At 73.0% G+C, this 23,899-nt stretch carries 25 protein-coding genes and 1 pseudogene; 11 read left to right on the top strand and 15 right to left on the bottom strand.

Annotated features, from left to right (window positions below):
• The first annotated feature begins 395 nt into the window (after positions 1-395).
• Positions 396-1,004: an SCO3374 family protein gene (locus ACFYW5_RS12845; protein WP_389416963.1), complete on the top strand. Its 609-nt coding sequence runs from the start codon at positions 396-398 to the stop codon at positions 1,002-1,004.
• On the opposite strand, the gene ACFYW5_RS12840 is transcribed toward ACFYW5_RS12845, so the two are convergent.
• The 10 genes from ACFYW5_RS12840 to ACFYW5_RS12795 form a co-directional block, all read right to left on the bottom strand.
• The gene (locus tag ACFYW5_RS12840; protein WP_389416962.1) at positions 983-1,318 is read right to left on the bottom strand and encodes an Lsr2 family protein; all 336 of its coding nucleotides are present in this window, start codon (positions 1,316-1,318) and stop codon (positions 983-985) included. The genes ACFYW5_RS12845 and ACFYW5_RS12840 overlap by 22 nt on opposite strands.
• Before the next feature lie 217 nt (positions 1,319-1,535).
• Positions 1,536-2,084 (bottom strand): amino-acid N-acetyltransferase, encoded by a 549-nt coding sequence (locus ACFYW5_RS12835; protein WP_389416961.1) that lies wholly within the window; start codon positions 2,082-2,084, stop codon positions 1,536-1,538.
• A 9-nt stretch (positions 2,085-2,093) separates the two neighbouring features.
• Positions 2,094-2,522, bottom strand: a complete 429-nt coding sequence (locus ACFYW5_RS12830) for a BlaI/MecI/CopY family transcriptional regulator (protein ID WP_389416960.1) — start codon at positions 2,520-2,522, stop codon at positions 2,094-2,096.
• A 140-nt stretch (positions 2,523-2,662) separates the two neighbouring features.
• Positions 2,663-2,842, bottom strand: a complete 180-nt coding sequence (locus ACFYW5_RS12825; RefSeq protein WP_389416959.1) for a hypothetical protein — start codon at positions 2,840-2,842, stop codon at positions 2,663-2,665.
• A gap of 48 nt (positions 2,843-2,890) precedes the next feature.
• Complete coding sequence (locus ACFYW5_RS12820) at positions 2,891-3,547, bottom strand: hypothetical protein (protein WP_389417016.1); 657 nt, start codon at positions 3,545-3,547, stop codon at positions 2,891-2,893.
• A 143-nt stretch (positions 3,548-3,690) separates the two neighbouring features.
• Positions 3,691-4,488 (bottom strand): type III pantothenate kinase, encoded by a 798-nt coding sequence (locus ACFYW5_RS12815; protein ID WP_389416958.1) that lies wholly within the window; start codon positions 4,486-4,488, stop codon positions 3,691-3,693.
• Between the two features lie 16 nt (positions 4,489-4,504).
• Complete coding sequence (nadC, locus tag ACFYW5_RS12810) at positions 4,505-5,482, bottom strand: carboxylating nicotinate-nucleotide diphosphorylase (protein ID WP_389416957.1); 978 nt, start codon at positions 5,480-5,482, stop codon at positions 4,505-4,507.
• Positions 5,483-5,487: 5 nt separating this feature from the next.
• Complete coding sequence (locus ACFYW5_RS12805) at positions 5,488-7,200, bottom strand: L-aspartate oxidase (protein ID WP_389416956.1); 1,713 nt, start codon at positions 7,198-7,200, stop codon at positions 5,488-5,490.
• The gene (panC, locus tag ACFYW5_RS12800) at positions 7,197-8,189 is read right to left on the bottom strand and encodes a pantoate--beta-alanine ligase (RefSeq protein ID WP_389416955.1); all 993 of its coding nucleotides are present in this window, start codon (positions 8,187-8,189) and stop codon (positions 7,197-7,199) included. Before panC ends, ACFYW5_RS12805 begins: the two co-directional genes overlap by 4 nt.
• Positions 8,186-9,106: a Rossmann-like and DUF2520 domain-containing protein gene (locus ACFYW5_RS12795; protein WP_389416954.1), complete on the bottom strand. Its 921-nt coding sequence runs from the start codon at positions 9,104-9,106 to the stop codon at positions 8,186-8,188. The genes panC and ACFYW5_RS12795 overlap by 4 nt, the downstream gene beginning before the upstream one ends.
• 186 nt (positions 9,107-9,292) lie before the next feature.
• On the opposite strand from ACFYW5_RS12795, the gene ACFYW5_RS12790 reads away from it, so the two are divergent.
• Positions 9,293-10,486: a threonine aldolase family protein gene (locus ACFYW5_RS12790; protein WP_389416953.1), complete on the top strand. Its 1,194-nt coding sequence runs from the start codon at positions 9,293-9,295 to the stop codon at positions 10,484-10,486.
• Here ACFYW5_RS12790 and ACFYW5_RS12785 read toward each other — a convergent pair.
• Positions 10,476-10,679, bottom strand: coding sequence for a hypothetical protein (locus ACFYW5_RS12785; RefSeq protein WP_389416952.1), 204 nt, complete (start codon positions 10,677-10,679; stop codon positions 10,476-10,478). The two genes, ACFYW5_RS12790 and ACFYW5_RS12785, sit on opposite strands and share 11 nt — an antisense overlap.
• 163 nt (positions 10,680-10,842) lie before the next feature.
• On the opposite strand from ACFYW5_RS12785, the gene ACFYW5_RS12780 reads away from it, so the two are divergent.
• The gene (locus ACFYW5_RS12780) at positions 10,843-11,949 is read left to right on the top strand and encodes a DUF5937 family protein (protein WP_389416951.1); all 1,107 of its coding nucleotides are present in this window, start codon (positions 10,843-10,845) and stop codon (positions 11,947-11,949) included.
• 10 nt (positions 11,950-11,959) lie between these two features.
• On the opposite strand, the gene ACFYW5_RS12775 is transcribed toward ACFYW5_RS12780, so the two are convergent.
• Together ACFYW5_RS12775 and ACFYW5_RS12770 are read right to left on the bottom strand one after the other, a co-directional pair.
• Complete coding sequence (locus ACFYW5_RS12775) at positions 11,960-12,631, bottom strand: response regulator (RefSeq protein WP_389416950.1); 672 nt, start codon at positions 12,629-12,631, stop codon at positions 11,960-11,962.
• Between the two features lie 63 nt (positions 12,632-12,694).
• Positions 12,695-13,897 carry a sensor histidine kinase gene (locus ACFYW5_RS12770; RefSeq protein WP_389416949.1) on the bottom strand — a complete coding sequence of 401 codons (1,203 nt, stop codon included), beginning with the start codon at positions 13,895-13,897 and terminating at the stop codon, positions 12,695-12,697.
• A 118-nt stretch (positions 13,898-14,015) separates the two neighbouring features.
• On the opposite strand from ACFYW5_RS12770, the gene ACFYW5_RS12765 reads away from it, so the two are divergent.
• Positions 14,016-15,116: an SAM-dependent methyltransferase gene (locus ACFYW5_RS12765; RefSeq protein ID WP_389416948.1), complete on the top strand. Its 1,101-nt coding sequence runs from the start codon at positions 14,016-14,018 to the stop codon at positions 15,114-15,116.
• Here ACFYW5_RS12765 and ACFYW5_RS12760 read toward each other — a convergent pair.
• Positions 15,081-16,229: an NADH-quinone oxidoreductase subunit D gene (locus tag ACFYW5_RS12760; protein WP_389416947.1), complete on the bottom strand. Its 1,149-nt coding sequence runs from the start codon at positions 16,227-16,229 to the stop codon at positions 15,081-15,083. The two genes, ACFYW5_RS12765 and ACFYW5_RS12760, sit on opposite strands and share 36 nt — an antisense overlap.
• A gap of 31 nt (positions 16,230-16,260) precedes the next feature.
• Here ACFYW5_RS12760 and ACFYW5_RS12755 point away from each other — a divergent pair, with 31 nt between their 5' ends.
• The gene (locus ACFYW5_RS12755) at positions 16,261-16,788 is read left to right on the top strand and encodes a PH domain-containing protein (protein WP_389416946.1); all 528 of its coding nucleotides are present in this window, start codon (positions 16,261-16,263) and stop codon (positions 16,786-16,788) included.
• Positions 16,785-18,134, top strand: a complete 1,350-nt coding sequence (locus tag ACFYW5_RS12750; protein WP_389416945.1) for a PH domain-containing protein — start codon at positions 16,785-16,787, stop codon at positions 18,132-18,134. The genes ACFYW5_RS12755 and ACFYW5_RS12750 overlap by 4 nt, the downstream gene beginning before the upstream one ends.
• Before the next feature lie 38 nt (positions 18,135-18,172).
• Here ACFYW5_RS12750 and ACFYW5_RS12745 read toward each other — a convergent pair whose 3' ends face one another.
• Entirely contained in the window at positions 18,173-19,684 is a 1,512-nt protein-coding gene (locus ACFYW5_RS12745; RefSeq protein WP_389416944.1) for a hypothetical protein, read from the bottom strand.
• Between the two features lie 197 nt (positions 19,685-19,881).
• Here ACFYW5_RS12745 and ACFYW5_RS12740 point away from each other — a divergent pair.
• The 5 genes and pseudogenes from ACFYW5_RS12740 to folK form a co-directional block, all read left to right on the top strand.
• A pseudogene (locus ACFYW5_RS12740) lies at positions 19,882-21,081 on the top strand (phosphatidylglycerol lysyltransferase domain-containing protein); the annotation flags it as partial.
• 137 nt (positions 21,082-21,218) lie between these two features.
• The gene (gene folP, locus ACFYW5_RS12735) at positions 21,219-22,145 is read left to right on the top strand and encodes a dihydropteroate synthase (RefSeq protein WP_389416943.1); all 927 of its coding nucleotides are present in this window, start codon (positions 21,219-21,221) and stop codon (positions 22,143-22,145) included.
• Positions 22,142-22,645, top strand: a complete 504-nt coding sequence (locus ACFYW5_RS12730) for a nuclear transport factor 2 family protein (RefSeq protein ID WP_389416942.1) — start codon at positions 22,142-22,144, stop codon at positions 22,643-22,645. The genes folP and ACFYW5_RS12730 overlap by 4 nt, the downstream gene beginning before the upstream one ends.
• A 247-nt stretch (positions 22,646-22,892) precedes the next feature.
• Positions 22,893-23,252: a dihydroneopterin aldolase gene (gene folB, locus ACFYW5_RS12725; RefSeq protein WP_389416941.1), complete on the top strand. Its 360-nt coding sequence runs from the start codon at positions 22,893-22,895 to the stop codon at positions 23,250-23,252.
• Positions 23,249-23,860 carry a 2-amino-4-hydroxy-6-hydroxymethyldihydropteridine diphosphokinase gene (gene folK, locus ACFYW5_RS12720; protein ID WP_389416940.1) on the top strand — a complete coding sequence of 204 codons (612 nt, stop codon included), beginning with the start codon at positions 23,249-23,251 and terminating at the stop codon, positions 23,858-23,860. The genes folB and folK overlap by 4 nt, the downstream gene beginning before the upstream one ends.
• Positions 23,861-23,899: the final 39 nt, after the last annotated feature.

Below are 23,899 nucleotides of genomic sequence, written 5' to 3'. Positions count from 1 at the left end.
AACTTCCCCTCCCTGTCCTTCCGCAGCTTAGTCCCGCAAGCGGGGACCGCTCATTCCAACTGCCGACACCGTCGATGGCCTCCTGACCCCGCTAACGCCGACATCTCCTCCAACCCGATGGTGCGAGACGATGTTCCCGCAGGCCAGGCAGTTACCCGCTTCGCCAGTACGCCGATGGCGAACGTGAGACGCCCGGTCCTGCGTGTCGCCCCCTCCCACTAGGGATGTCTTACCCGCAGGCACCGACAGTCCATGCCGCGCAGACCCGTTCCCTCCGCTACGGGCGAACAACCTCGCTCCTCCGCGCACCCCCGCACGCCCCCTCCATCGGCACTCTGTGCATTCGCAAGACCACCCAGCGTAACCCGGACGCTCTTCGGACGGTTGCACTTGGCATGGTTGGCACCCCCCGCCCGGTCACCACGGTCCCGTCCCCCCGCCGGCCGCTCGATCCGAGCGATCAGGTCCGCCGGTGGTACGAGAACGAACTGGGGTGGCCGACAGTGCCCGGGAGCCCGCTGGGGCTGCGGCTGGGCGAGCGCTTCGACGTCCTGGACGTGCCGGCCGAGGCGGGCCGCGCGGCGCTGCGTCATCTGGCGCCGGGTTCTCCGGTGGCGATGCGGGGCGACCGGATGCGGCTGCTGGTGGCCGCGGGCAGCGCGGAGGAGCTGCCCGGGGTGCTGGCCTGGCTGGAGTGGGGCGGGCTCGCCCTCGATCTCACGGTGACCGGCGAGGGCGGCGTCATAGAGGCGCCGGAACCCGGTGGGGCGGGGGCAACCGACAGGCGGCCGTCCCGGGGCCACGCCGGCACGCCGCAGGGGGCCGCTGTCTGGCTGCGGCCCCCCGAGCCGGGGCGCGAGGTCGAGGCCTCGCTGCCGACGCTGTCGGCCTTGGGGGGCGGTGGGGGCGCCCCCGATCTCGTACGACTGCTGGACACGGTGGCCACCCAGTGCCACCGGCTGCGGCTGCGGCGCTTGTGCGCTCAGCCGTTGGCCTTCTCGTAAGCCTCGCGAATGGACGCGGGAACACGGCCGCGGTCGTTGACGTCGTAGCCGTTCTCCTTCGCCCAGGCACGGATCTGGGCGGTGTCCTGGCTGCCGCCGGACGCGGCACGTGCCTTTCCACGCCCACCCGAAGCACGGCCTCCGGTACGCCGACCACCCTTCACGTAAGGCTCGAGAAGGCCACGGAGCTTGTCCGCATTGGCGGTCGTGAGGTCGATCTCGTACGTCTTGCCGTCCAGCGCGAACGTCACGGTCTCGTCCGCCTCGCCACCGTCGAGGTCGTCGACAAGAAGGACCTGAACCTTCTGTGCCACCGGATTTCCTTTCATCGATAACTTGAGGACTGGGGCCCGCGGCGTCCGCCGTTTCGCCGTCCCCTTGTTATATGCAGTACTGCAGTACGTCGGAAAGCAAACCGCTTTTGCTGGAAAAACACAAACCCCTGGCAGAGACTCACAGCCCGCTCCCCGCCCGGAAACATGCGCGTTTCGGACATAGGGCACCGGGAGTCCGGTTCGGCTTACCCGGCGATCACAGATGCAGAAGCATCCGACTGTTGCCCAAGGTGTTCGGTTTCACTCGTTCGAGACCGAGGAACTCCGCGACGCCCTCGTCATAGGAACGCATCAGCTCCGCGTACACATCGGTGTCGACCGGCGTCTCACCGATCTCGACGAAGCCGTGCTTGCCGAAGAAGTCCACTTCGAAGGTCAGGCAGAAAACCCGGCGAACACCGAGCCAACGCGCGGTCTGGAGCAACTTCTCCAGCAACTGGTGACCGACGCCCGCGCCCTTCAGTCCGGGCTTCACCGCGAGAGTGCGGACTTCCGCGAGGTCTTCCCACATCACATGCAGGGCGCCGCAGCCGACGACCTCCGCGTTGTCGTCACGTTCCGCGACCCAGAACTCCTGGATGTCCTCGTAAAGGGTCACCGTCGCTTTGTCGAGCAGGATGCCGCCGCGGACGTACGCGTCAAGCAGGCGGCGCACCGCCGGGACATCGCTGGTGCGGGCCCGGCGGACGGTGAGGGCTTTTGCGGTGACTTCGGGGCTCTGAGCCGGTGAGCTCTGTGCGGACATGAGCGGACGCTATCGCCCGTCGGCCTCCGGCGCCGAGCCGGGGTTCTCCGGGGCCGTATCGGGGCGGGTATCGCCTTGCTCGGTTTGTTCCGGTCCTTGGGCGATGCGGACGGCGTCGCGGAGAGCAGTTCGCTGTTCGTCGCTCATCATCCCGAAGAAGGCGACGAGGGCGGCGGCGGGGTTGTCGCTCTGCGACCACGCCTCGTTCATGAGGGCGGCGGCGTAGGCGGCCCGTGTGGAGACCGCCTCATATCGATAGGCCCGGCCTTCCGCCTCGCGGCGCACCCAGCCCTTCTGATGGAGATTGTCCAAAACGGTCATCACCGTGGTGTAGGCGATGGACCGTTCCTGCTGAAGATCTTCAAGGACTTCCCGAACGGTCACCGGGCGGTTCCACTTCCACACCCGCGTCATGACCGCGTCTTCGAGTTCTCCCAATGGGCGAGGCACAGTTCAGCACAATAGTGGGAGATGCCGGGATTGACCTGCCGGACGTGCGCTTTCGGCAGCAAAAAGGCACAAAAAGGGCGTACGACTCGGAAAGCGAGGAGTCGTACGCCGGGAACGGTCCGCCTGGGTCAGCCGTCGCTCCGCACGGAGGTCTGACGGGCCCCCTCGGCCCGGGCGAGCGCCGCGTCCACCACGGCGTCCTCCTTGGCCTTGTTGGCACCGCCCTGAGTCTTCACGATCACCCGGATCACCCCGCCGAAGAACACGGCCATGACGACGGGGGGCAGCAGCGCGGAGACGTAGTCCATGACTTCAGGGTAGCGAGGGGGACGGGTGGTCCGGGGCCGGGGTGGGGCTCAGCCCGCGGCCAGTTGCTGCGGCGGCCGGGCGGGGGGCTCGGCGGGTTTGCGGCGGGGGAAGACCTCGCCCGGAGTGGGGACGGGGCGGCGGGGCTGCTGGGGCTCGGCGGGGCCGGGGGTGGCCGGTTTCTCGGCGGGCCGGGTCGCGGGTTTCTTCGCGGGCTGCCGGTCGGGGTCCTGCCCGGCGGCGGGGGGCGCGGCCGCGAGGCCCCCAGGGAGGGCCAGAAGGCGGGTACGGGAGGCGGGGACGCTCGGGGCGGCCGTGGCCACCCGGCGGCCCGTCCCGCGCGCGAGACGGGCCCGTACGTCCTGTTCTGCGAGGACCAGGCAGCGGCTCAGCAGGGCGGCGGCGACGGGGTTGCCGCGCAGGGCGCGCAGGGCGGCGAGATCGTCCGGCTCGGGCCGGTAGCCGGCGCCCAGGGCCTCCTCCATGAGGGCGAGGTAACCGGCGGCGGTGCCGGGCAGGGCGGCGCGGTACCGGGCGAGGTCGGCCACCAGGAAGGCGCGCAGCCGTGCGCCCTCGCGCATCGCTTCGTCCAGCGACTGGGCGAGGGAGAGACAGTCCTGGACATCCTCGGCCGGGGCAGGGGCGGGGTTCAGGGCAAGAGCGAGCGCGCGGCGGAGCACACGCAGCTCCTCCACACCGAACGCCATGCCGCCTCGGGATCCGTATGGCGTGGGCATGCGGCGACGATACGCGCTAATCAGACAAGCCCGACATAGGGGATGGGCGTGGCGCGGGGGAGTTACCCGGTTGGGCCGCCGCTACGGGGACCCCGCCGCACGCACGCGTGCCGTCACATCCGGGACACGTTCCGCTCGTAGACCAGCCGCAGTCCGATCAGCGTCAGCCAGGGCTCGTGCTCGTCGATCACCGACGACTCGCCCAGCACCATCGGTGCCAGACCGCCCGTCGCGATCACCGTGACCTCTTCCGGGTCGTCCGCCAGCTCCCGGGCCATCCGGCTCACCACGCCGTCCACCTGCCCGGCGAAGCCGTAGACGATCCCGGACTGCATGGCCTCGACCGTGTTCTTGCCGATCACGCTCCGGGGCCGGGCGACCTCGATCTTCCGCAGCTGCGCGCCCTTCACCCCGAGCGCCTCCACCGAGATCTCGATCCCCGGCGCGATGACCCCGCCGACGTACTCCCCGCGCGCGCTGACCGCGTCGAAGGTCGTCGCCGTTCCGAAGTCCACGACGATCGCGGGACCGCCGTACAGCTCGACGGCGGCCACCGCGTTGATGATCCGGTCCGCGCCGACCTCCTTGGGGTTGTCCGTGAGGATCGGCACCCCGGTCTTCACCCCGGGCTCGACGAGCACGGCCGGCACGTCGCCGTAGTACCGCCGCGTCACCTCCCGCAGCTCGTGCAGCACGGACGGCACGGTCGCGCAGATGGCGATCCCGTCGATGCCGTCGCCCAGCTCCTCCCCGAGGAGCGGGTGCATGCCCATCAGGCCCTGGAGCAGCACCGCCAGCTCGTCGGCGGTGCGGCGCGCGTCCGTGGAGATGCGCCAGTGCTCGACGATGTCCTCGCCGTCGAACAGGCCGAGGACGGTGTGGGTGTTTCCTACGTCGATCGTCAGCAGCATGGCCGCTTCCCGCTCCCTACTCCGCCGCTCGCAGGTCCAGCCCGATGTCCAGGATCGGCGCGGAGTGGGTCAGCGCCCCGACGGCCAGGTAGTCGACGCCCGTGTCCGCGTACGCCCTGGCGTTGTCCAGGGTCAGCCGGCCCGACGCCTCCAGCGCCGCGCGGCCGTGCACCAGCGCCACCGCCTCCTCGCACTCCCCCGGCGTGAAGTTGTCCAGCAGGATCAGGTCGGCGCCCGCGTCCACCGTCTCGCGCAGCTGGTGCAGGGTGTCCACCTCGACCTCGATGGGCAGCTGGGGGAAGGCCTCCCGCACCGCCTTGAAGGCCTGCGCGACTCCGCCCGCGGCGACCACGTGGTTGTCCTTGACCAGGGCCGCGTCGGACAGCGACATCCGGTGGTTGACGCCCCCGCCGCAGCGGACCGCGTACTTCTCCAGGGCGCGCAGTCCGGGCGTGGTCTTGCGGGTGTCCCGTACGCGTGCCTTGGTGCCCTCCAGGGCGTCCGCCCACGCGCGGGTGGCGGTCGCGATGCCGGAGAGGCGGCACAGCAGGTTCAGCGCGCTGCGCTCGGCGGTCAGCAGGTCGCGCGTGCGCGTGGTGACCGACAGCAGCTTCTGACCGGCCGCGACCCGGTCGCCGTCCTCCACGTGCCGCTCGACCTCGAACTCGTCGGTGCAGACCACGGAGATCACCGCCTCGGCGACCCGGAGGCCGGCCACGACACCGGCCTCGCGCGCGGTGAAGTCGGCGGTGGCGACCGCGTCCTCGGGGATGGTCGCGACCGTCGTCACGTCCACGCCGTTGTCCAGGTCCTCCTGGATGGCGACGTTCGCGATGTCCTCGATCTCCAGCGGGTCCAGGCCCGCGTCGATCAGGAGCTGCGCGAGCGCGGGGTCGAGCCCGCACTCCAGATACGTCTCGTCGGTGTCCGCCCCGCAGGCGCAGCCGTCGCCGCAGCCGTCGTCCTGGACGAGGGGAAGGTCGGGGGTGCTCACGTCTGTCACTGCTCCTGGGGCTGCCGGGTCGGGGGGAAGTCTGCGGTATCGGTGGGGTGCACGGCGAGTGTGCGGTCCGGATTCAGCCGTACGACGATGTGGCGGCGCCATGCCGTGTCGTCGCGCTCGGGCCGGTCCTCGCGCCAGTGGCAGCCGCGCGTCTCCTCGCGCAGCACGGCGGCGGCGACCAGGACCCGGGCCACGCACAGGAGGTTGGTGGCCTCCCAGGTGTCGACGCCGGGCTCCGCGGTCTTGCCGTTCTCGACGAGGGCCTCACGCGCGTCGGAGTGCAGCCGCTGGAGCTGCTCGCCCGCCCGCGTGAGGGAGTCGGCGGAGCGCAGGACGCCCGCGCCCTCGGTCATGATCCGCTGGATGGCGAAGCGGGCCTCGGCCGCGAGCAGCGGATGCGCGGGCACCTCCGGGGACGGCACCGGGTGCGGCACCCGCGCGTGGAGGGCGTTTCCGGCGTGGCCCGCCGCGATGTCGGCGGCGATGCGCTCGGCGTAGACCAGTCCCTCCAGCAGGGAGTTGGAGGCGAGCCGGTTCGCGCCGTGCACGCCGGTGCACGCGACCTCGCCGCACGCGTACAGGCCGGGCACGGTCGTACGGCCCTGGGAGTCGGTGCGCACGCCACCGGAGGCGTAGTGGGCGGCCGGGGCGATCGGGATGGGTTCGTGGACGGGGTCGATGCCGTGGGCGCGGCAGGCGGCGAGGATCGTCGGGAAGCGGTGCTCCCACATCTCGGCGCCGAAGTGCCGGGCGTCGAGGAACATGTGCTCGGCGTCCTGCTCCTGCATCCGGCGCATGATGCCCTTGGCGACGATGTCCCGGGGCGCGAGCTCGGCCAGCTCGTGCTGGCCGACCATGAAGCGCACGCCGTCGGCGTCGACCAGGTGGGCGCCCTCGCCGCGCACGGCCTCGGAGACCAGCGGCTGCTGGCCCTCGGCGTCCGCGCCGAGGAACAGCACGGTGGGGTGGAACTGCACGAACTCCAGGTCGGAGACCTCCGCACCGGCGCGCAGGGCGAGCGCCACGCCGTCGCCGGTGGACACCGACGGGTTGGTGGTCGCGGAGAAGACCTGCCCCATGCCGCCGGTCGCGAGGACCACCGCGGGGGCGTGCACGGCGCCCACGCCGTCGTGCTGGCCCTCGCCCATCACGTGCAGGGTCACGCCCGCGGTGCGGCCGTCGGCGTCCGTGAGCAGGTCCAGGACGAGCGCGTTCTCGATGGTGCGCAGCCCCTTCGCGCGGACCGCCTCGACCAGTGCGCGGGAGATCTCCGCACCGGTCGCGTCGCCGCCCGCGTGCGCGATCCGGCGCCGGTGGTGGCCGCCCTCGCGGGTGAGCTCCAGGCCGCCCTCCTCCGACTCGTCGAAGTGGGCGCCCGTCTCGATCAGGCGGTGCACGGCGTCCGGGCCCTCGGTGACCAGGAGGCGTACCGCGTCCTCGTCGCACAGCCCGGCGCCCGCCACCAGGGTGTCGGCCAGGTGCTGCTCGGGGGTGTCGCCCTCGCCGAGGGCCGCGGCGATGCCGCCCTGCGCCCAGCGGGTGGAGCCGTCGTCGAGGCGGGCCTTGGTGACGACGACCGTCGTCAGACCGGCGGCCTCGCAGCGCAGGGCCGCGGTCAGTCCGGCGACGCCGGAGCCGACGACCACCACGTCCGCGTCGATGGACCACCCGGGCGCGGGCGCGTGCAGTCGTATGCCTGTGCTGGTCACGAGGCGGCTCCGAAGGTGAGGGGGAGGTTGTCGATCAGCCGGGTCGTCCCGACCCGGGCGGCGACCGCGAGAACGGCCTCGCCGGTGAAGTCGTCGTCGATCTCGGTGAAGTCGGTGGGGTCGACGAGGGCGAGGTAGTCCAGCACGAGCGGCGGGGTGAGCCGGGCGGCCTCGTCCAGGACCAGACGGGCGGCGGCGCGGACGGCGGCCGGGCCGGCCGGGGCCGCCTTGGCGACGGCGTGCGTGTCGGCGGCGGCGCGGGACTCCCCGAGGGCGCTGAGCGCCTCGGCACGAGCGTGCGTGGCGGGCACTTCCCGGGCCCGCGCGCGCAGCGCCTCCTGCGCCGCGTGCCGGTCCTGGCCGGCGAACAGCGCCCGGGACAGGGCGAGCGCGGTGCGCCGGTCGGCGGGCGAGAGATAGCGGTTGCGGCTGGACAGGGCCAGGCCGTCGTCCTCGCGCACGGTGGGCACGCCGACGATCTCGGTGCCGAAGTTCAGGTCGCGGACCATGCGGCGGATCAGGGCGAGCTGCTGGGCGTCCTTCTGGCCGAAGAGCGCGATGTCGGGGCGGGTGAGGTGGAGCAGTTTGGCGACGACGGTGAGCATGCCGTCGAAGTGGCCGGGGCGGGCGGCGCCCTCCAGCCGCTCGCCCATGGGGCCCGCGCTGACCCGCACCTGCGGTTCGCCGCCCGGGTAGACCTCGTCGACGGAGGGCGCGAACACCACGTCCGCACCGGCCTCCCCGGCGATCTTGAGGTCGGCTTCCAGGGTGCGCGGGTAGCGGTCGAGGTCCTCGCCCGCGCCGAACTGGAGGGGGTTGACGAAGACGGTCACCACGACCTCGCCGTCCGCTCCGGCGAGCTCGCGCGCGGAGCGGACCAGGGTGGCGTGGCCCTCGTGCAGGGCGCCCATGGTCATCACAACCGCGCGCCTGGCCGTACGCGCGCGTGCGGCCAGTTCGGCGGCGGTGCGCAGCAGGGTGATGGTCATCCCGCTTCTCCCTCGGTGCTGTCGGCGAGCACTCCCAGCAGGTCTTCAGCGAGCTCCGGCTTGAGCAGGCCGTGGGCGAGCGCGCGGTCGGCGGTCGCGCGGGCCATCGCCAGGTAGCCGGCGACGGCCTGCGGGGCGTGCCGGCGCAGCTCGGTGACGTGCGCGGCGACGGTGCCCGCGTCCCCGCGCGCGACGGGACCGGTCAGGGCGGCGTCGCCGGAGCGCAGGGCGTTGTCGAGGGCGGCGCCGAGGAGCGGGCCGAGCATCCGGTCGGGGGCCTCGACGCCGGCCGCGCGCAGCAGTTCCATGGACTGCGCGACCAGCGTCACCAGGTGGTTGGCGCCCAGGGCGAGGGCCGCGTGGTAGAGCGGCCGCATGTCCTCGGCGATCCACTCCGGCTCGCCGCCCATCTCGATGACGAGGGCCTCGGCGGCCAGCCGCAGTTCCTCGGGGGCGGTGACGCCGAAGGAGCAGCCGGCCAGCCGGTCGACGTCCACCGGGGTGCCGGTGAAGGTCATCGCCGGGTGCAGGGCCAGCGGGAGCGCGCCCGCGCGCAGGGCGGGGTCGAGGACCTGGGCGCCGTACCGCCCGGAGGTGTGCACCAGCAGCTGGCCCGGTCGTACGGCCCCGGTCTCGGCGAGTCCGGCGACGAGGCCGGGCAGGGCGTCGTCGGGGACGGTCAGGAGCACCAGTTCCGCGCTCCTGAGCACCTCGGCGGGCGTCATGAGGGGTACGCCGGGGAGCAGGTGCTCGGCGCGGCGCCGGGAGGCGTCGGAGACTCCGGAGACGGCCACGGGCCGGTGCCCGGCGAGCTGGAGGGACGCGGCGAGCGCGGGGCCCACCCGGCCGGCACCGACGACGCCGACGGTGAGCCGCGCTGGGCGGTCCTTCGGATCTGGCTGTTGGCTTGTACTCACGCGACGGCGGCCTTCCCGTTCCAGTCCGCTCCGGGTACCGGACGATTTCTCGTCATGTTAACGCGATCGGTTCGAGGGGCGGTCGGTTGTCCACAGGCTGTGGGTTTTTGTGAGCCGAGGGCGCCCGGAGAAACGCGTCCCGAAAAGCGAGTGCCCCGGTGCGGCGGGGCGCGACATCATCCGCGCATGAGTGATGCGGCGGAGACGACGAACCATGGCGAGCAGCTCCCGGAGACCGAACGGCGCCGGCGCATCAGAGAGCGGCGCATCAGCGCGTCCCGAAACGCTGAGCGCGCGCTGGGGCGCGCGGGTGCCCTGCGCACGCTCCGGGAGCGGCTCGCGCTGCTGGATCAGGCGTCGGACGTGTACGACCTGGACCAGCCGGCCGACATGTACGGCGACGGTGTCGTCGAGGCCCTGGAGGACAAGGTCGCCGGGCTGCTCGGCAAGGAGGCCGCCGCGTTCTTCCCCACCGGCACCATGGCCCAGCAGGTGGCCCTGCGCTGCTGGGCGGGCCGCACCGGCAACCCGGTCGTCGCCCTGCACGCGCTGGCCCACCCCGAGGTGCATGAGCGGAACGCCTTCAGCCAGGTCAGCGGGTTGCGCCCGGTCAGGGTCACCAGCGAACCGCGGCCGCTCACGGCCGACGAGGTGCGCGGCCTCGACGAGCCCTTCGGCACGCTGATGCTGGAGCTGCCGCTCCGGGACGCCGGTTTCGTGCTGCCGTCCTGGCAGGAGCTCACCGAGGTGGTCGAGGTGGCACGGGAGCGCGAGGCGGTGGTGCACTTCGACGGAGCGCGCCTGTGGGAGGCCACGGTCCACTTCGAGCGCCCCCTGGACGAGATCGCGGACCTCGCGGACAGCGTCTACGTCTCGTTCTACAAGTCCCTCGACGGCTACGGCGGCGCCGCGGTCGCCGGGCCCCGCACGCTCGTCGACGAGATGAAGGCCTGGCGGCACCGGTACGGCGGCACCGTCTTCCAGCAGTTCCCGACCGCACTGTCGGCGCTGGTCGGCCTGGAGCGCGAGCTGCCCCGGCTGCCCGGCTACGTGCGGCACGCGCGCGTGGTGGCCGGCGCGCTGCGCGAGGGGTTCGCGGCAGCGGGGCTGCCCTGGGCCCGCGTCCACCCCGAGGAGCCGCACACCAACGAGTTCCGGCTCTGGCTGCCGTACGACGCCGATGTCGTCGCCGAGGCGGCGGTCCGGCACGCCGAGGAGACGCGGACCCTGCTGTTCGCCCGCCCCTGGGACGCGCCGGGCCCGGGCCTCGCGGTCACCGAGATCGACGTCCGGGCCGCGGGCCTGACCTGGACGGCCCACGACGTACGCGTGGCGGTCGCGGAGTTCGTGGCGCGGCTGAAGGAGCAGGTCAGCGGCTAGGCCGCAGCCGCCGGCCCAGGAACCGCCAGGGCCCGCCCCCCACCGGGCGCCCGGCGAGAACGGCCCGGAAGCGGCGCTCCTCGCGCCAGGCCCGTACGACCTGCCGGTCGTGTGCGCCCGGGGCGGGCGGGGCGGGCTCGCCGTGCTGCCGGGCCCGGTAGGTGTCGAGGAGGTACTGCTGGGTGACGTTCATGGCGGTTCACCTCTTCCCGAAGGCAGGACGGATGCGGCGGGACGGCTCCGGCTGCCCCGGCCGGTCCTCCCAGCCTGCGCCGATCGCGCGGCGGCGTCGCGTCGATTGACGGCGGGCGTCAATCAACGGCGGCGTTGTCAGTGGCCGGGTGCACCATGAGGGCATGAGCGTGAGCATCGACATCGCGGGGCTGCGGCCGGAGAGGGTCGCCGTCGTTCCCTCGCCCCTGGCCGAGCTGGGCATGGCGCTGCACGCGCTGTCCGAGCCGGCCCACCACCCGGGCCTCCAGGGCTGGGCCACGAGCGTGACCGCGGCGCTCGACCCGCATCTGGCCGACCGGATGTGCGAGGCCGACTTCCTGTGGCGTACGACGTTCTCGGACCTGTTCCTGCCCTGCGCCGGCATCCCCGGCGGGCCCACCCTCCCGGGCGCCGATCTCGCCGGGGACCTGGACCTGCTGGACAAGCTGACGGACGAACAGTTCGTGGACGCCGCCCTGGAGTTCACCTGCGCGCTGCCGTACACCACCCCCGGCCCCTCCGTGCTCGACGACCCCGACCTGCGCCGCCGCGCCCTGGAGCTGGCCGCCGCGCGCGGGCCGCAGCAACTGCGGTTCACCAGGCGGCTGCTGGAGGATCCGCCGCGGATCCGGGCCTGGCTGCGGCAGTTCCTGGCCGACTGCGAGGAGGCGTTCTTCGCGGACGTCTGGCACCGCGTGCGGCACCAGCTCGCCGCCGACGCCCGGCACCGGACCGACCTGCTGCGGCACAAGGGGCTCGCCGAGGCGCTGACCTCGGTGTCCGCGGCGGTCACGTTCGACGAGGCCGGCGGCCGGATCACCATCGACAAACTGCGCCAGGGCCACACCGTCATCCGTGACCGCAGCCTGCTGCTGGTGCCGACGAGCCTGGGCTGGCCGCATCTGATGGTGCTGCACCGGCACGGCTGGCAGCCGGTCCTGCACTACCCGGTCGGCTCCCCCGAGCTGACCGCCCCGCCCTCGGTCGACCAGCTGGTCCTGCGCATGACCGCGCTGTCCCACCCGGTGCGCATGCAGCTGTGCCGCAACCTCGCCCGCAGCACGTACACCACCAGCGAGCTGGTGCAGATCCACGGCATGACCGCGCCCGAGATATCCCGGCACCTGGGCGTGCTGAAGAAGGCGGGCCTGATCACCACCCGCCGGCGCGGGCGCTACGTCCTGCACCAGCTGGACGTCACGGCGGTCGCCCGGCTGGGCGGGGACCTCCTGGAGGCACTGCTGCGCTGACCGGCGCCGCTCAGCCCTGTCCGCCGGCCCGCACCACTCCCGTCTCGTAGGCCAGGACCACCACCTGCACCCGGTCCCGCAGCCCGAGCTTGGTCAGGATGCGGCCCACGTGCGTCTTGACGGTCGCCTCCGACAGGACCAGCCGGGCCGCGATCTCCCCGTTGGACAGCCCTTGGGCGACCAGCACCATGACCTCGCGCTCCCGGTCGGTGAGCCGGTCCAGCTCCTTGAACTGCGGCTCCTGGCCGGTGCTGGGCAGCATCGGCGCGAAGCGGTCCAGCAGCCGGCGCGTGGTCGAGGGGGCCACCACCGCGTCGCCGCTGTGCACCGCGCGGATGGCGGCGAGCAGTTCCCCGGGCGGCACGTCCTTCAGCATGAAGCCGGAGGCGCCCGCCTTCAGCCCGGAGAAGGCGTACTCGTCGAGGTCGAAGGTGGTCAGGATCAGCACCTTCGGCGGATTCGGGTCCGCGCAGACCCGGCGGGTGGTCTCCACACCGTCCAGCTTTGGCATGCGCACGTCCATCAGCACCACGTCGACCGCGGTCTCCCGCAGCACCTGCAGGGCCTCGACGCCGTCGCCCGCCTCCGCGACGACCTCCATGTCCGGCTGGGCGGCGAGCACCATCCGGAACCCGGTGCGCAGCAGCACCTGGTCATCGACGAGCATTACGCGGATCGTCATCGAGTCCTCTTCCGTGTCCGTGAACGGGGTCGTTACAGGTGTCAACGCAGCACATGACCGGTCTCAGTGCGCCGGTTTGAGCGGCAGCAGGGCACTGATGCGGAATCCTCCGCCGGGGCGGGGGCCCGCGTCCAGGGTGCCCCCCACCATGCCGACCCGCTCTCGCATACCGATCAAACCGTGGCCCTGGCCGTCGGCACCGCCCTCCTCGTACAGCTCGTGCGGGGCGCCCTTGCCGTCGTCCTCGACGAGCAGACCGAGCCCGTCGTCGAAGTAGACCAGCCGCACGCTCGCACCCGCGTTCGGGCCGCCGTGCTTGCGGGTGTTGGTGAGCGCCTCCTGCACGATGCGGTACGCGGTCAGCTCCACCCCGCTCGGCAGCGGGCGCGGGGTGCCCTCGACCTTGAAGTCGACGGGCAGTCCGGAGGTGCGGCACTGCTGGACGAGCTCGTCGATCTGCTCGACGTCGGGCTGCGGGACGTACTCCCCGCCCTCCTCGTGCTCGCCGGTGCGCAGCACGCCCAGCAGGCGGCGCATCTCGGCGAGGGCCTGACGGCCGGTGGAGGAGATCGTCTCCAGCGCCTTCTTCGCCTGGTCGGGGGCGGCGTCGAGGACGTAGGCGGCGCCGTCGGCCTGCACCACCATCACCGAGACGTTGTGCGCGACCACATCGTGCAGCTCGCGCGCGATCCGCGCGCGCTCGGCGGCGACCGCGACCTTGGCCTGCGCCTCGCGCTCCTTCTCGAGCCGGGTCGCGCGCTCCTCGAGCTGCGCGAAGTACGCGCGCCGGGTGCGTATCGAGTCACCGAGCACCCAGGCGAGCGCGAACGGCACCGAGGTGAAGACCATGATCGCGACGGTGCCGAGGGCGCTCGACTCGTTCTCCGGCCAGCGCAACTGCGCCAGGGGGGCCGCGCACAGGCCGACGCCGAGCGCCAGCCTGGAGGCCCAGCGGGCACCGTTCGCGGCCACCGTGTAGGTGATCACCAGCATGGCGAAGTTCGCGGGCATGGTCTCGACGTCCAGCACCAGCTGCGCCACACCGAGCGCGATGGCCAGGACCAGCATCTTCTCCGGCATGCGCCGGCGCAGCGCGATCACCAGGGACAGCAGCAGGGCGATCGGCACGGCGGCGACCGGGTAGTCGACGCGCTCCACTTCCTGCTGCACGACCCCGGACACCACGGTGATCCCGAACAAGAAGACGGCCCAGAAGCCGTCGACCCACGTCGGGTGTCTGCGGAGGAAGTCATAGAGGCGCTGCACGTAACCCAGCGTAGGGAAGCGGGATGTGTGCATGGGTCAACCGGAGGACCGATCCGCGGGAAGCGCGCGTACTCCGCAAGGTGGAGGCCCCGCTCCCCTGTGCCCTTAGCCTGGGCGCGTGACGCGAGACGGTGGCGACGAATGGCTCGGGTGGCGGGCGGCGGCTCAGCGGGCGCTGTACGGGCCGCAGGGCTTCTACCGCAGGCCGGAGGGCCCGGCCGGGCACTTCCGTACGTCCGTGCACGCCTCGCCGCTGTTCGCCGGGGCGGTGGCCCGGTTGCTGTGCCGGGTCGACGAGGCGCTGGGCCGGCCCTCCTCGCTCGACTTCGTGGACATGGCCGCGGGCCGCGGCGAACTGGTCACCGCGGTCCTCGCCGCGCTCCCCTCCGACGTGGCCGCCCGCGCGCGCGGGTACGCCGTCGAACTCGCCGGCCGCCCGCCCGGTCTCGATCACCGGATCGAGTGGCTGCCCAAGCCGCCACAGGGCGTCACGGGCCTGCTGTTCGCCAACGAGTGGCTGGACAACGTGCCCGTCGACATCGCCGAGGTCGACCCCGAGGGCGTACCGCGCACGGTCCTCGTACGGCGCGACGGGACCGAACGGCTCGGCGAGCCGGTCGCCGGTGCGGACGCCGAGTGGCTCGCGCGGTGGTGGCCGCTGCCCCCGGAGGAGGGACTGCGGGCCGAGATCGGGCTGCCCCGGGACGAGGCGTGGGCCGAAGCGGTCAGGACCGTCGAGCGAGGGCTCGCGGTGGCCGTCGACTACGCGCACACGGTCGACGCGCGGCCCCTGTTCGGCACGCTGACCGGGTTCCGGGAGGGGCGGGGGACGGCACCTGTGCCGGACGGGTCCTGCGATGTCACGGCGCATGTGGCGCTGGACGCGTGTGCGCGGGCCGGGGACCGCCCGGGTGGGAGGACGGATGCGCGCGCGGGCGTGAACGAGCACGCACCGGCGCACGAGCTGCCCGGCGCACGCCTCCTCACGCAGCGCGACGCCCTGCGCGCCCTCGGCCTCGAAGCCGCCCGCCCCCCGCTCGCGCTCGCGACGACCCAGCCGACGGCCTACGTACGCGCCCTCGCGGCGGCCGGTGAAGCCGCCGAACTCACCGCACCCGGCGGCCTCGGCGACTTCGGCTGGCTGATCCATCCCGTGGGCATCGCGGACGCGGCCTTGGGCGGCCTACTTGTCGATGTCCCCGACCACGAAGAACAGTGACCCCAGGATCGCCACCATGTCCGCCACCAGGGTGCCCGGCAGCAGCTCCACCAGCGCCTGGATGTTGTTGTACGAGGCCGAGCGGAGCTTGAGCCGGTACGGCGTCTTCTCGCCCTTGCTGACCAGGTAGTAGCCGTTGATGCCGAGCGGGTTCTCGGTCCACGCGTAGGTGTGCCCCTCGGGCGCCTTCAGGACCTTCGGCAGCCGCTGGTTGATCGGGCCGGGCGCCAGCTCCCCGAGCCGGTCGAGGCAGGCGTCGGCGAGATCGAGGGAGTTGTAGGTCTGCTCCAGCAGGCACTCGAACCGGGCGAGGCAGTCGCCCTCCTGGCGGGTGACCACCTTGAGCGTGTCCTGGAGCTCCCCGTAGGCGAGGTAGGGCTCGTCGCGGCGCAGATCGAAGTCCACGCCGGAGGCACGAGCGATCGGCCCGCTCACGCCGTAGGCGTGCACGGCCTCCGGCGCCAGGACGCCCACGCCCCGCGTGCGCCCCCGGAAGATCTCGTTGCCGAGGACCAGATCGTCGAAGCGGTCCATCCGGGAGCGCACATCGGCGACCACGGCACGCGCGCGCGTGGCCCATCCGGCGGGCAGGTCCTCCTTCAGGCCCCCGACCCGGTTGAACATGTAGTGCATGCGCCCGCCGGAGACCTCCTCCATCACGTGCTGGAGCTCCTCGCGCTCCGTGAAGGCGTAGAAGATCGGCGTGATCCCGCCCAGCTCCAGCGGGTACGAACCGAGGAACATCAGGTGGTTGAGCACCCGGTTCAGCTCCGCGAGCAGGGTCCGGGTCCACACCGCCCGCTCGGGCACCTCCATGCCCAGCATGCGCTCCACGGCCAGGACGACGCCCAGCTCGTTGGAGAAGGCCGACAGCCAGTCGTGGCGGTTGGCGAGCATGATGATCTGGCGGTAGTCGCGCGCCTCGAACAGCTTCTCCGCGCCGCGGTGCATATAGCCGATCACCGGCTCGGCGCTGGTGATGCGCTCACCGTCCAGGACGAGCCGCAGGCGCAGCACGCCGTGCGTGGACGGGTGCTGGGGCCCGATGTTGAGCACCATGTCGGTGCTCTCCGCGGCTCCGCCGATACCGACCGTGGTCTGCGTCGTAGGCATGGACACAGTCTCTCCTACGTAGGCTGACCATATGGAGACGGGGAGCCAGGAAAACGCGCCGCATACCGGGCAAACCGGGGCCGCTTCAGCGGAGCACGAGCCGGTGTGGACCGGACTGCCCCCGGGGCTGCTGCGGATGCGGCGGCTGTTGCTGGTGGTGTGGCTGGGCCTGCTGACGGTCGGCCTCGCCGTGCTGCTGGGCCTGCTCGCCGGTCCCGCCTGGGCCGCCTTCGCGCTGCTGCCCCTCGCCGTGGCGGTCTGGGGCTGGGTGATGCTCGGCCACAACTGGCGCTCCTGGCGCTACGCCGAGCGCGCCGACGACCTGCTGATCAGCCGGGGCGTGCTGTGGCGCGAGGAGACCGTCGTGCCGTACGGGCGCATGCAGCTGGTGGAGGTCACCTCCGGGCCCGTCGAGCGGCACTTCGGACTGGCCAGCGTGCAGCTGCACACCGCGGCCGCGGCCACCGACGCGACCATTCCCGGCCTCGACCCCGCCGAGGCGGAACGGCTGCGCGACCGGCTCACCGAGCTGGGCGAGGCCCGATCGGCGGGGCTGTGACGGCCCCGGGCGTCGACGGCGCCGTACGGCGGAAGCCGCCGGTGATCGAGCGGCGGCTGCATCCCGTGACGCCGCTCAGGCGGGCGTGGGCACCGGTGGCCGTGGTCATCGGCTGGGCGGTGCACGATCCCGACCAGACGCAGCGCCAGCTGACCCGGCTGACCACGACGACGCTGCTGCTCGTGATAGCCGTCGCCGTGCCGGCGGCCGCCCTCTACGGCTTCCTCACCTGGTGGTTCACCCACTTCGCGGTGACCGAGAGCGAACTGCGCATCCGCACCGGGCTGGTGTTCCGGCGCAGTGCGCACATCCGGCTCGAGCGCATCCAGGCCATCGACGTCAGCCAGCCGCTCCTCGCGCGCGTGGCGGGCGTCGCCAAGCTCAAACTCGATGTTGTCGGCGCCGACAAGAAGGACGAGCTCGCCTTCCTCGGCGCGCAGGAGGCGCGTGCGCTCCGCGCGGAACTCCTCGCGCGCGCCGCCGGGTTCGCCCCCGAGACGGCGCACGAGGTCGGCGAAGCCCCGGCGCGCGAACTGCTGCGGACGCCCCCGCGTGAGCTCGCGCTCTCCCTGGTGCTGACGGGCGCCACCTGGGGCACCCTGGCCGCCGCCCTCGTCGTACCGCCGGTGCTCTGGCTCGCCACCCACAGCGTGTGGACGGTCCTCGCCACCGCCCTGCCGCTGCTCGGCGCGGCGGGCGCGAGCAGCGTGGGCCGGTTCGTCGCCGAGTACGACTGGACGGTGGCCGACTCCCCCGACGGCCTGCGCATCGACCGGGGCCTGCTGGACCGCGTCCACGAGACGGTGCCGCCGGGGCGTGTGCAGACCGTACGGGTGGTGCGGCCGCTGCTGTGGCGGCGCCGCGGGTGGGTGCGGGTGGAGCTGGACGTGGCGGGGTCCTCGAACTCGGTCCTGGTCCCGGTCGCCCCGCGTGAGGTCGCCGAGGCCGTCATCGCGCGCGTGCTGCCCGGGGTGACCGTGCCGCCGGATTCGGCGCTGTCCCGGCCGCCGCGGCGCGCGCGGTGGTGCGTGCCGGTGTGGTGGCGGGGCTACGGCCTGGTCGTCACCGACTCCGTCTTCGCCGCGCACCAGGGGCTGCTGCGGCGCAGCCTGGCGCTGGTGCCACACGCGAAGGTGCAGAGCGTACGGCTGGCGCAGGGGCCCTGGAAGCGCGCGCTGGGCCTCGCCGACGTCCATGTGGACACCGGGGCCGACAAGACCGTCACGGCCCGCCTGCGGGGCACGGAAGAGGCGGCGGCGCTGCTCGGCGCCCAGGCGGAACGGTCGCGCACGGGGCGGCGGGACGCGCGTCCGGACCGCTGGATGACGGAAGGGGCCGACCGTTAGGCCGACCCCTCGCCCGAGCGCTCCCGCTGCCGGGACCGTCAGGACGCCGCGCTGCGCAGCCCCTGTACGTCGATCTGCTCCGTCTCGTCGTGCGCCGTCAGGTCGATGACCTGGCCGACGCCCCGGGACTCCTCGTCGGCCGGCTTGAACTGCGCCTCGGACTCGGCCTTGTGCAGGGCGAGCGCCTCCTGGCCGACGACGTCGGCGAGGTCCTCGTTCTGCACGTCCTCCAGGCCGGGGGTCGCCTCGCCCTTGTGCGTGCCGAAGAAGTCGAAGCCGCCCTCGACCCTCGGGTGCCGCACGGGCGCCGACGGGACGACGGCCACCGCGGTCGGCGCGACGAAGTGTCCGGCGGGCTGCTGGGCGGGCAGCGCCGGCTTGCCCGGGGTGACGGCGGCCGCGCGCGTGTGCTCCTGCCCGTCGGCCGCCTCGGGCTTCCCCTGCGCCTCGTCCTCCTGCGGGAGCGAACCGGTCTGCGCGGCCCGGTCGTTCGAGGGGCTGCCGCTCTGCGCGGGCACCTCGGCCTGCGCGTCACCGGACTCCTTCACCGGGGCAGCGGGATGCGGCTTCGCGGGGCCGCCGGACGGGGCCGCCGGGGCTTCGGCCTTCGCCGGGGCATCCGTGTTCGGCTTCGCGGGGCCGCCGAACGGGCCCGCCGGGGCTTCGGCCTTCCCCGGACCGCCGTACGGGGCCGGAACTTCGGCCTTCGCCGGGGCGTCCGTGTTCGGCTTCGCGGGGTCGTCGGACGGGCCCGCCAGGGCCTCGGCCTTCACCGGACCGCCGAACGCGACCGGGGCCTCGGCCTTCACCAACCCGTCGGACTCGACCGGCGCTTCGGCCTTCCCCCGACCGTCGCCCTCCGGCTCACCGTCCGCCGTCGAGGCCTTCTCGGTGTCCAGCTTCGCCAGCGCCGCCCGCGCCCGCAGGAACAGGCTCGACCCCTCCGGCGAGAAGACCGCCGGGGTGACCGTCTCGGCCGACTCTGTCCCGCTCCCGGCGACCGGGGCTGCCACGGCCCCCGCCTCCGGCTCGGCGACCGGCTCGACGACCGTCTCGGCGGCCACCGGCGCCGGCGGCAACGCGCGCGCGGGCGCCACCGCTTCTATCTCCAGCAGCCGGCGCCCCTCCAGGGCGCTCGCGCGCTCGGTCTCGGCGGTGGCGTACCGGCGCAGCAGCGCCGCGTGTTCGTTGCGCAGCCCCGCGAGTTCCGCGCGCTTGGCGCGCAGCCGCTGCTCCAGCTTGCCGCGCAGTTCGCGCGACTCCTCGAGGTCGGTCTCCAGTTCGGCGACCCGCTCCTCGAAGCGCCACTCGTCGCTCGCACGCGCGCGTGTCAGATCGGCGACCCGCTTGCCGGCCTGGGTGTCCCAGTGCCGCATGACGACCGCCCCGACGACCGCCGTCATCGCCGCGGCCGCGGCCAGGCCCCGGAGCACCCACGGCTCCGAGAAGACCCAGGGGCCGAGCGCGCAGACGGCTGAGACACCCGCGATGGCCGACGGGGGCAGCAGCCTGTGCAAGGGCGGGGAATGGCGGTGACGTCCACGTGGCATGGCCAGAAACTTACCGCGCGTAGGCGAATCATGGAGCCCCGCCCCGTAAAAACCCAGCCATCCCCAAGCGTTCCCGGAACCGGCTTCGGGGAGGTGAGTGAACCTCCTCCTCCAAGACACCGTCCTAGAGGGCGCAATGTCGCCGGATGCCCGAATCGGCACCGGATCCGAACTCACTCGCAGAACCACGGGACGCGATGCCTGTCAGGACAGTTGAGGAAGTGCCGGGCGGGGTTCTACGGCAACCCGGCCGCGTGCGGCGGCTGCTGCGCGGCCCGCGCCCCGACGCGGTGCCCGCTCTCGTCGGCCGAGCATGCGTCCTCGTCGGCCTCCTGGACATCGCCGCGGGCATCCTCCCGCGCTTACGGCACAGCCGTACGCACCCCCTCGCCGACGTACTGCCCGGCGCGTCCGGACCGTTCGCGGCCGCCCTCTCGCTCAGCGCCGGGGTGCTGTTGCTGCTGCTCGCCCACGGTCTCCGGCTCGGCAAGCGCCACGCCTGGCGGGCCGCGGTGGTCCTACTCCCGGCAGGCGCGGTGGCCCAGTTCGCCTACCGCCCCTCCCCGCTCGGCGCCGTCGTCTCGCTCGTCCTGCTGACCGCCCTGCTGCGCCATCGCGACCGGTTCACGGCCCTGCCCGACCCGCGCAGCCGCTGGCTGGCACTGGCCAACTTCGTCCTGATGGGCGCCGGTTCACTCGCCCTCGGACTCGTCGTCGTCAGCGCCCATCCGCGGAGCCTGACCGGCAACCCGAGCCTGGCCGACCGCATCACCCATGTCCTGTACGGCCTGTGCGGCCTCGACGGCCCGGTCGAGTACCAGGGCAGCACCGCGGGCACGGTCGCCGTCTCCCTGGGCGCCCTCGGCCTGCTCACCGCCGTCACCACGGTGTGTCTCGCCCTGCGCCCCGAACACCCCGGCACCCGGACCACCCAGGAGGACGAGACCCGCCTCAGGGCCCTGGTGGCCCGGCACGGCGGCCCCCTCACGCTCCACCGGGACCACGCCGTCGTCTTCTCCCCCAGCGGCAAGGCCGCGGTCACCTACCGCGTCGTCTCCGGCGTCATGCTCGCCGACGGCGACCCCATCGGCGACGCCGAGGCCTGGCCGGGCGCCATCGAACGCTTCATGGACGTCGCCCAGGCCCACTCCTGGACCCCCGCCGTCGGGGGCTGCTCCGTGACGGGCGGCGAGGTGTGGGCCCGGGAGACCGGCCTGACCGCCCTCGGACCGGGCGACGAGGCGGTGGTGAGGGCGGCGGATTTCTCGCTCACCGGCCGCGCGATGCGCACCGCGCGCCGGATGGCCCAGCGCATCGAGCGAGCCGGTCGCCCCACCCCGGTACGCCCCGTACGTGACCCCGCCGCCCCCGAACCGGCCCCTGTCCGCCGCGCCGCCGCACACCACCGCGCCCGCGCGGCGTGACCCGGACAGGTCCGGGCGGAAGCCTCCCGCCCCGTCCCCGGGGCTTCCGCCCGGACCGCACTGCCCGGTCCCCCGACCACCCGGGCCTGCACGGGGCCTACGCTGAACATATGAGCAAGCAGAGCGGACGCGGCCGCGTGGCAGGCCTTCCTGAGTGGGACCGCTGCGCGGTCATGGGAGTCGTGAACGTGACCCCCGACTCGTTCTCCGACGGTGGCCGCTGGTTCGACACCACCGCGGCCGTCAAGCACGGCCTCGCCCTGGTCGCCGAGGGCGCCGACCTGGTCGACGTCGGCGGCGAGTCCACCCGCCCCGGCGCCACCCGCGTCGACGAGGCGGAGGAACTCAAGCGCGTCATTCCGGTCGTCCGCGGCCTCGCCTCCGAGGGCGTGACGATCTCCGTGGACACCATGCGCGCGTCCGTCGCCGAACAGGCCCTCGCGGCCGGCGCCGCCCTCGTCAACGATGTCAGCGGCGGCCTCGCCGACCCCGCCATGATCCCGGTCGTCGCCGACGCCGGCGCCCCCTTCGTCGTCATGCACTGGCGCGGCTTCCTGGAGGGCGGCAACGTCAGGGGCGTCTACGACGACGTGGTCGCCGAAGTCGTGGCCGAGCTGCACGCGCGCGTGGAGGCGGTGCTGGCCGGCGGCATCGCCCCCGACCGCATCGTCGTCGATCCCGGTCTCGGCTTCTCCAAGGACGGCGAGCACGACCTCGTCCTCCTCGCCCACCTCGACCGGCTGCTCGGCCTCGGCCACCCGCTGCTCGTCGCCGCCTCCCGCAAGCGCTTCCTCGGCCGGGTCCTGGCCGGGCCGGAGGGCGCCCCGCCGCCCGCACGCGAGCGGGACGCGGCCACGGCCGCCGTCTCCGCGCTCGCGGCGCACGCGGGCGCGTGGGCGGTGCGCGTGCACGAGGTCCGCGCGACGGCGGACGCCGTACGGGTCGCACGCGCCGTGGAAGGAGCGCGCGACATCGACCGCACGCCGGGCGCACAGAATCCCGTACCGGGCGCGCACTCCATCGAAGGAGCCCGGTGAGCGCCCCGCACACCGACGTCGAGCAGGTGGAGGCCGCGAACACCGCCTACTACGAGGCGGTGGAGCGCGGCGACTTCGAGGAACTGTCCTCGCTCTGGCTCACCCCGGCCGACCTCGGCGTCGACGAGACCTACCACGACCCGGCCGACAGCGGCGTGATCTCCTGCGTGCACCCCGGCTGGCCGGTGCTCACCGGCCGCGGCGAGGTGCTCAGGTCGTACGCCCTGATCATGGCGAACACCGACTACATCCAGTTCTTCCTCACCGACGTGCATGTCTCGGTCACCGGTGACACCGCGCTCGTCACCTGCACCGAGAACATCCTCAGCGGCGGCCCCGCGCCCGAGGGCAGCGAGGAGCTCGGCCCGCTCGTCGGCCAGCTGGTGGTCGCCACCAATGTCTTCCGCCGTACCCCGCACGGCTGGAAGATCTGGTCCCACCACGCCTCTCCCGTGCTGGCCGAAACCGATGACGAAGAAGGCGACGACACCCCCTCCTGAGTGGGTAGGCGCCCCACAGGGACCAACACGTGGTTGGAATCACCCGGCTCCGGGTAGGGGCGGCTACCAACCCATGAGCCGCCGGGTTCCCCGGGGGAAACACCCGATGAACCCTCCGGGACCGGCGCGGGCGCATGCCCCCGTGGAACGGCCCTGTCAGTGCCCGCAGGTAGATTCGTCCGAGGCCGGTGTGCCGTCCGCACACGGTTCGGACCGGCCGTCAACGACGATTGCAGGAGTGATTCGCGTGGATCGTGTCGCGCTGAGCGGCCTCAAGGCCCGCGGGCACCACGGTGTGTTCCCCAAGGAGCGCGAGGAGGGCCAGACCTTCATCGTGGACCTCGTGCTGGGCCTGGACACCCGGCCGGCCGCAGCCGACGACGACCTGGCGAAGACCGTGCACTACGGCATCGTGGCGGAGGAGGTCGTGGCCGTCGTCGAGGGCGAGCCCGTCAACCTCATCGAAACCCTCGCCGAGCGCATCGCCCAGGCCTGTCTGAAGCACGAAGGGGTCCAGGAGGTCGAGGTCCGCGTCCACAAACCGGACGCGCCGATCACGGTCCCCTTCGACGACGTGACCGTCACCATCATCCGGAGCCGAGTATGACCGCGTTCTTCACCGAGGGTTCCAGCGATCCGACCGTACAGCCGGTACCCGCCTCCGTCGTCGAGAAAGTGGACGCCGCCGACACCACCCTGCACAACCCGCAGCGAGCCGTGATCTCCCTGGGCTCGAACCTCGGCAACCGCCTGGAGACCCTCCAGGGCGCCATCGACGCGCTGGAGGACACCCCCGGCCTGCGCGTCAAGGCCGTCTCCCCCGTCTACGAGACCGAGCCGTGGGGCGTGCAGCCCGGCAGCCAGCCCTCGTACTTCAACGCGGTCGTGGTCCTGAAGACCACCCTTCCCCCGTCGTCGCTGCTGGAGCGCGCGCAGGCGGTCGAGGAGGCCTTCCACCGGGTGCGGGACGAGCGCTGGGGGCCGCGCACCCTCGACGTCGACATCGTCGCCTACGCCGACGTCGTCTCCGACGACCCGGCGCTCACCCTGCCCCACCCGCGGGCCCATGAGCGGGCCTTCGTCCTCGCCCCGTGGCACGACGTGGAACCCGAGGCCCAGCTGCCCGGACGCGGCGCGGTGGCCGATCTGCTCGGCACCGTCGCCCAGGAAGGCGTCTTTGCTCGCGGGGATCTGGAACTCCGACTGCCCGAGTAGTCGTTAAGGTCGAGACGACCACAGTCCGTGGGAGCCCGG

It is taken from the genome of Streptomyces sp. NPDC002779 (assembly GCF_042888685.1).
Classification (GTDB): Bacteria; Actinomycetota; Actinomycetes; order Streptomycetales; family Streptomycetaceae; genus Streptomyces.
Note: the sequence above shows the minus strand (reverse complement) of the source record. Positions and strands in the feature narration are given on the sequence as shown.